This is a genomic window from Variovorax sp. P1_G12 (genome assembly GCF_056405555.1).
This window is the reverse complement of sequence record NZ_JBFUBW010000014.1, coordinates 85,444-98,081: the sequence shown is the minus strand read 5'-3', so window position 1 is coordinate 98,081 and position 12,638 is coordinate 85,444. Positions and strand designations below refer to the sequence as shown.

The 12,638-nt window shown below is 66.5% G+C and carries 9 protein-coding genes; all 9 read right to left on the bottom strand.

Annotated features, from left to right (window positions below; translation table 11 throughout):
- Positions 1-52: 52 nt before the first annotated feature.
- Positions 53-814 (bottom strand): bestrophin-like domain, encoded by a 762-nt coding sequence (locus AC1D2O_RS17795; RefSeq protein ID WP_478088068.1) that lies wholly within the window; start codon positions 812-814, stop codon positions 53-55.
- A gap of 69 nt (positions 815-883) precedes the next feature.
- Positions 884-1,822, bottom strand: coding sequence for a carbamate kinase (arcC, locus tag AC1D2O_RS17790; protein ID WP_478088072.1), 939 nt, complete (start codon positions 1,820-1,822; stop codon positions 884-886).
- Positions 1,822-2,826 (bottom strand): ornithine carbamoyltransferase, encoded by a 1,005-nt coding sequence (locus AC1D2O_RS17785; RefSeq protein ID WP_478157639.1) that lies wholly within the window; start codon positions 2,824-2,826, stop codon positions 1,822-1,824. Before AC1D2O_RS17785 ends, arcC begins: the two co-directional genes overlap by 1 nt.
- A 25-nt stretch (positions 2,827-2,851) precedes the next feature.
- A complete protein-coding gene (gene arcA, locus AC1D2O_RS17780; protein WP_478087390.1) occupies positions 2,852-4,078 on the bottom strand; it encodes an arginine deiminase in 1,227 nt (408 codons plus the stop codon).
- Positions 4,079-4,115: 37 nt separating this feature from the next.
- On the bottom strand, positions 4,116-5,057 hold the full coding sequence (locus AC1D2O_RS17775; protein WP_478087392.1) for an amino acid ABC transporter substrate-binding protein: 942 nt from the start codon (positions 5,055-5,057) through the stop codon (positions 4,116-4,118).
- A 22-nt stretch (positions 5,058-5,079) separates the two neighbouring features.
- Positions 5,080-6,411 carry a putrescine-ornithine antiporter gene (gene potE, locus AC1D2O_RS17770; protein WP_478087394.1) on the bottom strand — a complete coding sequence of 444 codons (1,332 nt, stop codon included), beginning with the start codon at positions 6,409-6,411 and terminating at the stop codon, positions 5,080-5,082.
- A 32-nt stretch (positions 6,412-6,443) separates the two neighbouring features.
- Positions 6,444-8,807: an ornithine decarboxylase gene (gene speC / locus AC1D2O_RS17765; RefSeq protein WP_478157638.1), complete on the bottom strand. Its 2,364-nt coding sequence runs from the start codon at positions 8,805-8,807 to the stop codon at positions 6,444-6,446.
- A 13-nt stretch (positions 8,808-8,820) separates the two neighbouring features.
- Positions 8,821-11,082 (bottom strand): Orn/Lys/Arg family decarboxylase, encoded by a 2,262-nt coding sequence (locus tag AC1D2O_RS17760; RefSeq protein WP_478087398.1) that lies wholly within the window; start codon positions 11,080-11,082, stop codon positions 8,821-8,823.
- Positions 11,083-11,113: 31 nt separating this feature from the next.
- On the bottom strand, positions 11,114-12,490 hold the full coding sequence (locus AC1D2O_RS17755; RefSeq protein WP_478157637.1) for a DcaP family trimeric outer membrane transporter: 1,377 nt from the start codon (positions 12,488-12,490) through the stop codon (positions 11,114-11,116).
- Positions 12,491-12,638: the final 148 nt, after the last annotated feature.

Sequence of the window (12,638 nt, the reverse complement as noted above, 5' to 3'; positions counted from 1 at the left end):
AAGCTGGCCATCCATAGTGTCCTCCATGGCCTGATGCGCGAATTGACGCGCCTCAACGCGGGCGCAGCGACGCCGCAATACTCAACAGATTGTCGGGCTTCACCCGGATCACGCCGCCGCGCGGGCTGTCGATGTCCGCAATGAGAAGGAACGAGATCGACATCACCAGCGGCAGGACGAGCAGCAGGGTGCGCTCCGCCCTGGGATCCTTCACGCCATAGCCGACGAGCAGGTGGCAACAGACGGCGATGATCAGCATCAGTGCCCAGGCGGCCGAAGGAATCCGGTTCCACCAGGCGGCCTGGGTGTAGCCCTGGGCGTTGAGGACGTCGTTCATTCCGATGACCACGACGGCCATCGTCGGCGATGGCGCCGCGGCCGCCGGTACGGCGACCGCCGACCACAGGGCGGCCTGCAACTGCGCGGTGCGGGCATTGATCTGCTTGAGCTGCTCGGCATCGCGGGTCGTGTAGAAGAGCACGCGCTGGTCGAAGTACTCCGCCAGCAGCGCCCGGACCCTGGCGGCATCCGCCGCAGGCAGCAGGTCGGCCCGCAGGAATTCGGTACCGATCGCATTGGCCTCCGCTTCCTCGAGGTTCTTGCGCTGGTCGTAGCGGTTGATGGCCATCGAGAACGTGAAGCCGATGATGAGCCCCAGCAGCGTCAGCGCCGCGGCCTGGATGACGCCGAAGTCATCCCGCATGCTCTCCCGGGGCTTCCACCGTCTTCTGAAGATCCTCACCCCCGCCCACACCGAGGACAAGAGGAGCGCCAAAGACACGACGAAGACAATCAGCGGATAGTCCGTCAGCATGGCGTCTCCGGCGGGGCCGGCCATTCGCTCTTCGCGCGCGGCCTTGCCGCTGCGCCGGGGTCGGTGCGCTTATGCGTAGACGATGCCGTCGACATTCGCGGCGACCATCGTGCCCGCCTCGCCGGCGATGATGCGGCCGAGATCGGCGAGGTCCCCGATGGCGGCGCGCTTGCCGGTCGCCCGCACGAAGCGGCACGCGGCCTGGACCTTGGGCCCCATCGAGCCGGCGGCGAACGGCAGGGCCGCCAGCGCTTCCGGCGCGGCCCTGCGGATCGCCCGCTGGGTCGGCTGTCCCCAGTCCATGTAGACCGCGTCGGCGTCCGTCAGCATGACGTAGAGGTCGGCGCCCAGTTCGCGCGCCAGCAACTCGGTCGCGAAGTCCTTGTCGATCACGCACTCGATGCCGGCCAGCTTGCGCTCTGTGCCCGGTCCATACGCGGCCGGAATGCCGCCACCACCCGCAGCGATCACGATGGTGTTGTGCTCGAGCAGCCACTTGATCGGCCTCAGCTCGAAGATGCGCTTGGGTTCGGGCGACGCGACCACGCGGCGCCACTTGTCGCCGTCCTGCTTGAAGACCCAGCCTTTCGCGAGAGCGATCCGGTCGGCTTCGTCTTTTTCGTACACCGGGCCGATGAACTTGGTCGGATTCGCGAAGGCCGGGTCCTTCGGGTCGACCTCGACCATGGTCAGCAGCGTGGCGAACGGGCGCTCGAAGGGCAGCAGGTTGCCGAGTTCCTGCTCGATCATGTAGCCGATCATCCCTTCGGTCTCCGCGCCCAGCACGTCGAGCGGGTAGGTCTCGACCGCCGCGTACGCCGAGCCCTGAAGCGCCAGCAGGCCGACCTGCGGCCCGTTGCCGTGCCCGACCACCAGGTCGTGCTGACGCGCGACGGGCGCCAGCGATCTGGCGGCGATGCGCACGTTCTCGCGCTGGTTCTCCGCGGTCATCGGCTGCCCGCGCCGCAGCAGCGCGTTGCCTCCCAGGGCGGTGACGATCAGCACGATCAGTCTCCCAGCGTCGCAACGAGGATGGCCTTGATGGTGTGCATCCGGTTCTCGGCCTGCTCGAAGGCGATGTTCCATTCGGACTCGAAGACTTCGTCGGTCACTTCGAGCCCGTCCGAGATGCCGTAGGTGTCGGCGATCTGCTTGCCCAGCGTGGTCTCCGTGTCATGGAAAGCGGGCAGGCAGTGCATGAACTTGACGTTCGGATTGCCGCTGGCCTTCATCAGCGCCGCATTGACCTGGTACTTCATCAGCAGGCCGATGCGTTCCTTCCAGACCTCCTTCGGCTCGCCCATGGACACCCAGACATCGGTGTGGATGTAGTCCACGCCGGCCACGGCTTCGGCCGGATCGTCGGTGACGGTCAGCCGGGCGCCGTAGCGCGCCGCCAGGTCGCGCGCGATCGAGGCGAACTCCTCCGAAGGCCACAGCGTCTTCGGCCCGCAGATGCGCACGTCCATCCCCATCAGGCAGCCGACGATCATCAGCGAATGGCCCATGTTGTTGCGCGTATCGCCCATGAAGGCGTACTTGATGTCGGTCAGCGGCCTGTCGCAGTGCTCGCGCATCGTCATCACGTCGGCCAGCATCTGCGTCGGGTGGTATTCGTCGGTCAGGCCGTTGAACACCGGCACGCCCGCGTACTTGGCGAGCGTCTCGACGCCGCCCTGGCTGGCGCCGCGGTACTCGATCGCGTCGTACATGCGTCCCAGCACGCGGGCCGTGTCCTTGAACGACTCCTTGTGGCCGATCTGCGAGCCCGCCGGGTCGAGATAGGTCACGTTCGCGCCCTGATCGTGGCAGGCGACCTCGAACGAGCAACGGGTGCGCGTGGAGGTCTTTTCGAAGATCAGGCAGATTTCCTTGTCCTGCAGGTGCTTCTGCTCGGTGCGTGCGTACTTGGCGCGCTTGAGATCGCGCGCCAGGTCGAGCAGGTAGCGGAATTCGCGCTGGCTGTAGTCCTGTACCGTCAGCAGGGAGCGGTTGCGAAGATTGAAGCTCATGTCGTTCTCTCCAGGAAAGATCGGGTCAATAGGCCGGGTCGCGCGAGATCGGGCAGGTCATGCAATGCCCGCCGCCTCGCCCGCGTCCCAGTTCGGAGCCGCGCACGGTGATGACTTCGACCCCCGCCTTGCGCAACAGGGTGTTGGTGTGGGGATTGCGGTCATAGGCGACGACGACACCGGGTTCGAGCGCGACCACGTTGTTGCCGTCGTCCCATTGCTCGCGCTGCGACTGCCAGGCGTTGCCGCCGGTCTCCACCACGCGCAGTTCCTTCAGGCCGAGCGCATCCCGCACCACCTCGAACAGGTGGCCCGGGTCGAGGCGGACTTCGAGGCCGCCCTTGCCGTCCGGACGCGCGCTGTAGCAGCGCACCTGGTCGACGACCTCCCTGAAGGAGGTCACCAGGTCGCGATCGCAGAAGCTGAACACGGTGTCCAGGTGCATCGCCGCGCGGCTCTTCGGCATCAGGCAGCCGATCACGCGCGTGGCGCCGTTCTGCTTGAACAGTTGCTCGGCCAGCTGGTAGACGGCCTGGCGTGTGGTGCGCTCCCCCATGCCGACCAGCACCACGCCCTTGCCGATCGGCATCACGTCGCCGCCCTCGATCGTGGCCGCGCCGAAGGGCTCATCGGAGTCGCCCCACCAGATGGTGAAGTCGGCGCCCTTGAATCGCGGGTGGAACTTGTAGATCACGCGCTGCAGCAGGGTCTCGGGCTGGCGCGCCGGCCAGAACATCGGGTTGCAGGTCACGCCCTGGTAGATCCAGCACGACGGGTCGCGCTGGAACAGCGTGTTGGGCACCGGCGGCGTGATGAAGTCCGTGTCGCCGAAGGCCTCGATCATCATCGTGGACATCTCGCTCTTGGGCAGGTCGAGCAGCGCGATGCCGCCGATCAGGTGTTCGGCCAGCTTCGCAGCCGCCATCTCGTCCAGCCAGGGCCGGATCGCGCTGCGCACGCCGAGGCCGACGTCGTTGTCGGTGATGCGCCGGTCGAGCACCCAGTCGCGGGCCTCCTTGTCCTGCAGCGTCTCGGCCAGCATCTCGTGCAGGTCGATCACCTCGGTCCCGCGCTCGCGCATCTTCAGCACGAAGTCGTAGTGGTCTTTCTGCGCCTCCTGGACCCACAGCACGTCGTCGAACAGCAGTTCGGCGGCGTTGCCGGGCGTCAATCGCTGATGAGCCAGGCCCGGTCGGCAGACCATCACGGTCCTCAGCTTGCCGACTTCACTGTGAACGCCAAGAGCTTGCATACGATGTCTCCTCTGGTCGGACTGGAAACGTGCGCCGTCATTCCGGCAATGCCAAGGCCTGGAAGAACTCGAGCGTGCCGGCATCGGGCGCGCCAAAGAAGCTGGTGTAGAACGCTGCGAACTCCTTCGAGCGGAACAGACGGCTCAGGGTGCGATCCACCACCAGCCGGAACGACGCGTCGCCGCGCGGCAAGGCCAGCGCCAGCGGCTCCCGCGTGAAGGCGCGATCGAGCACGGTGAGTTCGCTGAAGGAGGAGCCGTTGCGGGCCGCGTCGAGCAGCACCGGACGGTCGCCGAACAAGGCCGTGGCGCGGCGGTCGACGATCATCTGCAGGCCGGTCGGGTAGTCGGGCGCCGGCACCACGCTGACCTCGATGCGCCGCGCCTTCAGCGCGTCGATCAGCGAACGCTCGATGGTGGTCCCGCCGACGACCACCAGCGTCGCTCTCTCGGTCATGAGTCCCGGCGAGCCGCGCCAGATCGGCTGGGTGGGGTCCGGCCGGTTGGCCAGCGCATCACGCAGTCGGCGCGACACATCCTCGCGCACGATCGCGCCGATGCCCGCGTAGAAGATGGGGAGCGAGAAGTCGACCATCGCGCGCCGCCCGAGCGTCGGCGTGGCCGTGCCGCACAGCAGGTCGATCTTTCCCTGTTCCACGGCATTGAACCGGTTCTCTGCCGTGACCGGCACGAAGTCGACCTCCAAGGCGGGCAGCTTGAGTTCGGCCTTCACCGCATCGGCGATCCTGCGGCACAGCGCGACGGAAAACCCGTTCGGCTTGCCCGACTCGTCGGCATAGGAGAACGGGCGCGCGTCGGCGCGGTAGCCGAAGGTCAACTTGCCTGTCTCGCGGGCCTTGTCGAGGGTGCCGGCCGCCATCGCCGGCGTTGCCATGGCCAGGCACAGCAGCGGGCCGATCAGCGCCCTGCAAAGCCGCGCCGCGAAGCGGTGGTCGTCGAGCGCATCGAGGTAGGTCATGGGGTTCCTTTCGCGTCCGGATTCAGGCCGGGCGGGCGGTCGTCGCGCGCATCTCGCGGAAGCGCGGCGCGATGAAGCCGCAGACGATGTAGCCGATGGCCATCACCAGCATGCCGCCCATCACCGCATCCTTGCCCGAGGCATAGAGCGCATAGACCGAATACAGCATCGCGACGACCGCCACGATGCCGTTGCGCCGATACACCGCCGGCTCCACCTTGGCATTGCGCATCATCACGAACAGCGCCGACAGCGAGATGATGTAGGGCACCACGTTGGTGACGACGGCCAGGTTCACCAGCGCCGCGAACTGCTTGCTGAGGTCGGGCGAGATGGTCGACAGCGCCATCACCGACTGCAGCACGCCCATGATCACCATGCCCGCGATCGGCGCGCCCATCGCATTCGCCTTGCCGAAGATGGCCGGAAACATCCGCGTGTCGGCCGCGTCCTTGGCCGTCGTCGCGAGCGTGAACTGCCAGCCGAGCAACGACCCCACGCAGGCCATGGCGGCGAGTGCCATGACGATCGAGCCGATCGCCGGCGTGAACATCTTCGCGTAAGCCAGGCCGAAGGGGCCGGTCGACGCGGCGAGCTCGGCATTGGGCACGATGCCCTGGATCACGGTCGTCGACAGGATGTAGACCACCGCCGCGCCGGCCGTGCCGAACATGCAGGCCAGCGGCACGTCACGCTTGGGATTCTCGACGGCCGAGGCGTTCTGCGAGGCCGACTCCATGCCCAGAAACGCCCACAGCGTCAGCGAGATGCTCGATCCCATGCCTTCGAAGAGGCTCAGGCCCTTGGGATTCCATGCCTCGGTGAAGGTCTGGCCGCTGAACCAGAACCAGCCGGCGACCGAGATGAAGCCGACCGGCAGGATCACGCCCCACACCGTGATCGAACCGATCTTCCCGGTCAGGCTCGGGCCGCCGAAGTTGGCCACCGTGGTCAGCCAGAGCAGCGCAATCACGCTCAGGCAGCTGATGGCCGGCGTCGACGACAGCACCGGGAAGAATGCCGCCAGGTAGCCCAGCGCCGAACTGGCGACCGCCACGTTGGCAATGGCCAGCGAGATGAAGTACAGGAAGAAGACCTGGAAGTAGCCGTCCTTGCCATAGGCGTCCTCGGCATAGGCGGCCAGGCCGCCGGTTCGCTGGTTGAAGATCCCGGCCTGCGCGAATCCGTAGGCGATGGCCAGCGAGCCGATCGCCGTCACGACCCACGACAGCAGCGAGATCGCACCGACCTGCGCCATGTTGGCGGGCAGCATGATGATGCCGGAGCCCATCATGTTCACCGTGACGATGAAGGTCAGCTGCGTCACGCTCATCTTCTTCTGCTTTTCCGCCATGGCGATGTCTCCTGGGTTGAGAGATGGCGCAGTCACTCGCGGACCACGTAGGTGTGAAACCGGATGCGGCCGTCGACCTTCTCCTGGAACACGCCCTGGACTTCGTAGTTGAAACCGGGAAAGCGGTTGAATGATTCCTCGAAGGCCAGGAAGTAGTCGAGCATCGGCTGCGCGCGATCGTCCCAGCGCTCACCCGGCACCACGACCCCGATGCCGGGCGGATAGATCAGCGCCAGCGTGGCCGAGACGCGGCCCTTGACCTGATCGAGCGGGAGGTAGTCCACGTTGTTGTCGACCAGCGCCTCGTAGGCGTCCTTCGGCGACATCGCGAGTTCGGGGAAGCTCTCGGCGCGAAAGCACTGCCCCTGGAGGTCCTTGACCCGGCGCGTGCGATAGAAGGCATGCATCTCGTTGCACACCTGCCGCAGGCTGTAGCCGGCGTAGCGCTGGCTGTGCGCGGCATACAGCGTCGGCAGCACATCGCACAAGGGCGCGTCCTCGTCCCACAGGTTCTTGAACTTCACGAGCTTGGCGATCAGCGTGTTGAGCTTGCTCTCGTCCTCCGCCGGCGTCATCAGGAACAGGATGCTGTTGAGGTCGCACTTTTCCGGCACGATGCGCTGCTCGCGCAGGAAATTGGCCACCACGGTGGCCGGCACGCCGAAGTCGAGGTAGTCCCCCGTGGCGCGGTCGATGCCGGGTGTCAGCAAGGTCAGCTTGTTCGGGTCGACCATCGCATAGCCGGGCGCATATCCCAGGTAGCCATGCCAGCGGCTTTCGGGGTGGAAGCTCCAGCATTGCTGCTCGCGCTTGATCAGCTCGGTGGGCAGGTCTTCCCAGGCGACGTCGTTCGCATCGGCGGCGAAGCGCGAGCGGCTCACCGTCACGCGGTCAGGAACGAAGGGGTCGAAGAACCACTGCTCCTGCGCACCGCGGCCGACCTTGGCATAGTGGCGGCCGAACTCGCGCAGCTTCTTGCGCACCTCGATGCCAAGTTCGATGCAGCGGTCCCACAGCATCTCGCCGGCCTTGCCCGCGTGCAGCCGGGCATTGACATCGAGGGATGCGAACAGCGGGTAGAACGGCGAGGTCGAGGCGTGCATCAGGAACGACTCGTTGAATCGCTTGTGCTCGATGTAGCGGCGCTGGCCGTGGATGTGCTCGTCGCGCTTGTGGATCTGCGAGGCCTGCGAGAAGCCGGCGCCCTGCTTGTGCACCGACTGGGTCGAAAACAGCCCCGGCATCTGGGGACCGAGGTCGGTCAGGCGCATCGGGCTGTGGTTCTCGAACAGCGGGTGGAACGCGTTGTAGCCGATCCAGGCCTCGTCCCACAGCACGTAATCGCACAGGTGGCCGATCTTCTCGAGCACGCGGCGCACGTTATAGATGGTGCCGTCGTAGGTGGCGAGCTGGATGCAGGCCAGGCGGAAGGGCCGCTCGGCCTTGTGCAGGTCCGGGTCCTTGACCAGCGGGTTCTTGCGGATCTGCTCGCGCAGGGCAGCCTCGTCCCAGGCCTCCCAGTCGACCGCGCCGATCATGCCGAAGGCATTGCGCGCCGTCGGCAGGAAGACCGGCGTGGCGCCTGCGCCGACCAATGCGCCCTGGTGCAGCGACTTGTGGTTGTTGCGATCGAACAGCACCAGGTCGCCGCGCTTGAGCACCGCGTTGGTCACCACCTTGTTCGAGGTGCTGGTGCCGTTGAGGACGAAGTAGGTCCGGTCGGCGCCGAACACCGCGGCCGCCTCCTTCTGCGCCTGCAGCGCGGCGCCTTCATGGATCAGCAGGTCGCCGAGGTCGACGTCGGCGTTGCACAGGTCATTGCGGAAGATGCTCTCGCCGAAGTACTTGAAGAAAATCTGCCCGGTCGGCGACTTCTGGAAGAACTGCCCGCCCTGGTGCCCGGGGCAGTCGAAGGCGATGTTGGCCGCGGAGTCGTAGGCCATCAACCCGCCGAAGAACGGAGGCAGCAGCGACATGCCGTAGTCGACCAGGCTGGCGATCACCTGCTTGGCATAGTAGGCCGGCGTCTGCTGGCCGAGGTAGATGTAGCCGTCGACCTCCCCCGTCATGCCGTACACGGCGACATCGGCGATGCGATGCGAGTCGGCCAGCGCCCAGAGCGGCGTGCGAAAGCCCAGCGCCCGCACCGCAAGCGCTGCCGCACGCGCGGCCTCGCGATGCTCGCCGTCGACCAGCGCGATGTAGGCGCCCACGGATGCGTCCTCGGAGAGGTCCCGCCCGAAGCTGTCGCAGACCTCGACCTCGTAGTTCTCGCCCCGGATGTGGTCGATCAGCTGCTGGGTCTGCGGGCTGTGGCGATCGACGACCGCCACCACTTTCAGCAGCCTGTGGAACGGGATCGGGATCGTCGGCGCCTTGACGGAGCGAGGAATCATGGCGGGCCTCTTTCTATTCCTTGACGCAATCGACGAGCCAGTGCTTGCGGCCGGCCTTGTCGACTTCGTAGCGCGGTCCGTGGATGTCCGCCTCGAAGCCGGGGAAGCGGTCGTCGGTGTCGCGGGCGAACTTCAGGTACTCGATGATCGAGTCGGTCACGAAGCGCTCCCCGGGCATGATCAGGGGGATGCCCGGCGGATAGGGAACCACCATCACGGCGGCGATGCGGCCTTTCAGCGCCTCGATCGGCACCGGCTCCACGCCGCCGTGGACCAGCCGGTCGTAGGCATCGGACGGCTTCATCGCCGGCTCCGGCAGGTCGGTGTACATCGCGTTCATGGCGATCGCGGTGTCGTTGTCGCGGTAGCAGGTGTGCAGGGCGTCGCACAGGTCTCGCAGGCCCCAGCCGGCATACGCATGGCCGCCTGCCGCGGCGACGCTCGGCAGCGTCTTCGCCAGCGGCGCGTTGCGGTCGTAGTCGGTCTTGAAGTCGGCCAGCGCGTCGACCATCGTGCTCCACTTGCCGCGCGTGATGCCCAGCGAGAACAGGATCAGGAAGCTGTAGAGCCCGGTCTTCTCGACCACCAGGCCTCGCTCCCACAGGTACTTGCTGACCACCGCGGCCGGAATGCCGGTCTTGCCGAGCTTGGCGCCCTTGCCCAGGCCGGGGGTGAGCAGCGTGACCTTGATCGGGTCGAGCATCACGTAGTCGCGGGCCAGGTTGCCGAAGCCGTGCCAGGAGGCCTTGGGCTCGAGCACCCAGTCCTGCGTCTGCGGCGACTTGTCCAGATCCAGGCCCTCGGGCTGCCAGACCTTGAACCACCAGTCCGGACGCTTGAAGTTGTCTCCGATCGCCGCCAGCGCATGCCGGAAGTGCATCGCCTCGTCATGCGTCTCCTGCACGATGGAGCGCCCGCTGGCGCCTTCCATCATGGCGGAGCTGACGTCGAGCGAGGCGATGATCCCGTAGTGCGGCGAGGTCGAGCCGTGCATCATGAAGGCATCGTTGAAGCGCGTCGTGTCGATCTTTCGCTGGTCGGATTCCTGGATGTGGATCATCGACGCCTGCGAGAACGCGGCCAGCAGCTTGTGCGTCGACTGGGTGGCGAACACCAGCGTGTGGTCGGCCCGCGGATGGCCGCGCGGCACGCCCATCGCGTGCCGGCCGGCATAGAACTCGTGGAAAGCGGCGTAGGCATACCAGGCCTCGTCGAAATGCAGCGCGTCGACCTGGTCGGCGACCTCGGCCTTGATCTTTTCGGCGTTGTAGCAAAGGCCGTCGTAGGTCGAGTTGGTGACCACGGCGATGCGCACATTGCCCTTGGCGCCGCGCGCGATCGGGCTGGCGGCGATCTTCTTGCGGATCGATTCGGGCGAGAACTGGTCCAGGCCGATCGGGCCGATGATCCCGTAGTCGTTGCGCGCTGGCGTGAAGTAGATCGGCGTCGCGCCGGTCATGATCAGCGAGTGCAGCAGCGACTTGTGGCAGTTGCGGTCGACGATCACCAGGTCGTCCCGACCCGCCATGGAGTGCCAGACGATCTTGTTGGCGGTCGACGTGCCGTTGGTCACGAAATAGGTGTGGTCGGCGCCGAAGACCTGCGCCGCGTAGGCCTCGGCCTCCTTGACCGGCCCGGTGTGGTCGAGCAGCGAACCGAGTTCGGGCACCGAGATCGACAGGTCGGAGCGCACCGTGTTCTCGCCGAAGAACTCGTGCAGCGCGTAGCCCACCGGCGTCTTCAGGAAGCCGACGCCCCCGGCGTGTCCGGGCGTGTGCCACGAGTACGCCGATCGCTCCGCATGACGCGTCAGCGCCTTGAAGAACGGCGGCAGCAGGTTCTCGAGGTAGTCCTCGGCGGCGCGCATGATCTGGCGCGCCAGGAAGGACACCGTGTCCTCGTACAGGTAGAGGATGCTGTGGAGGTTGCGCAGCGCCTGCACCACCTTCGGCGACTTGCCCTCGAGGGTGGCGGTCTCGCCCAGCGCGATGATCGGCAGGCCCGATGCGCGCTGGTGCACCGCATCCATGAGCTCGATGAGCCGCTTGCCCGCGGCCGGATCTCCCCGCGCCGCATCGACACGGAAGACGATCGCCGACAGCCCGCGATGGGCGCCGGCGACGATGCCGGCATCGGACTCGTTGTTGACCGCGATCGTCTTCCAGCCGCCCTGTTCGAGCTCATGCTGAATCTGCCGCAGGCGCACACCGGCGACGCTCTGTGCGCCGACATCGCGATGGGCGATCAGGATCGGGAAGGTCGACTTGAACTGCATGTGCGGGTCCGTTGAACGGGTTGGGAGGGGGTCAGAAGGTGACCTTCGTCGAGAACTGCAGGCGGTAGTCGTCCGCCGCCAGCCCGGCCTTGTTCTCGAGCCGACCCCAGATGAACTCGCTGCCGACCAGGACGTTCTTGTCGAGCGCGTAGAGCAGGTTGACCGACGAGTAGCTGCCCTTCTGGAAGGCCGTGGCGAGCTGGCCGCCGGTGTTGTTCTGGCGGTGTTCGCTGTAGCCGATGGAGCTGCTCCACTTGTCGCTCCAGTAGTGGTTGTAGAAAACCAGCCATCCCACCGACGGCACGGTCTCGGCGCGCAGGTTCGAGCCTGGTGCCAGGTCCACGCCGCCGTCGTTCATGTAGCTGGCGATCGCGCGCCCGCCCACCAGCTGCCAACTCAGCCGATCCTTGCCGAAGGCGTTGAAGGCGCCGCTGAGGTTCAGGCCGTACCCGGTCTCCGTGCCCGAGGGGTTGCCGTCCGGGGTGGCCGGATTCTGGAAGCCGACCTGGCGCACGATGGCGGCGGAGCGGACGTGGCCCCAGTCTCGTTCGAACTTGAGCGACGCCACCGCATCCGGCAAGCGGTTCCAGCCCGTGATGCTGGCGCCGAGCGCAGGGTCGATCCGGTTGATCCTGCCGGTGTCGAGCGCCGAATTGGGGGCCTCGAGAGAGAACGCCGCGCGCAGGCCATCCTTGTCGTAGGGCGAGAGGCGCAGCTGCGGATTGCGCACGAAGACCATGCCGTTCGGTCCCCAGTAGTCGATGGTGCTCGGGAACACATCGATGTCCATGAAGTTCGAGTAGGTCTGGCCGGCGCCGTACATCCCCAGCTCGGCCCAGGCGTTCAGCCAGTGGACCTGCGTGCTGCCGTTCGAGCCGAACAGGTCGAAGCTGAGATCGGTCTTGATCTGTCCGTACGTCGTGGGAATGAACGACTTGAAGCCCAGGCTCGACTGGCGGATGCTGAGGATGGTCGCGCCGTCCTTGCCGCAGCCCGGCGATCCCGGACAGATGACCGGAATCTGAGACGGCCGCAAGGTGGCGTTCCAGTCGGGGTTCATGCGCTTGAAGTCGTAGATGGCATCGAGCATCGCCTGGCCGTAGAACTCGACGCGCGCCTTGTCCGCATCCGGCACGCCATCCTCGGCGCGCGTACCCACCGAGACCACCGGCGCCCAGGCGGCGGCCGCGGGTGGCGCGCCCGCCACGGCCGGCGCAGCGGCACCGGCAGCGGCAGCGGGAGCGGGAGCGGGCTCCTTTTTCTGCTCCAGGACCGTCACGCGACCCTGCAGATCCTGGATCGTCCTCATGGCCTGCTCCAGCAGGGCCTTGAGTTCCTCGTTGGACTGAGCCTGTGCCGAGCCGCACAGGGCGAGCACGACGGCGGCGACGGCCGTGGGTCGAATCATGTCATCTCCTTCCGCGTTCTTGGAGGCGCCCTGGCGGCAGTTTCCGCGCCGCGAACGCCGTGCGAATTGAGATCGATCAATCGCCGGCGCTGTTTTTTCGTCGTCGGCACTTGATATTTCTCAATCGGAGGCGGCACGACACCTCTAG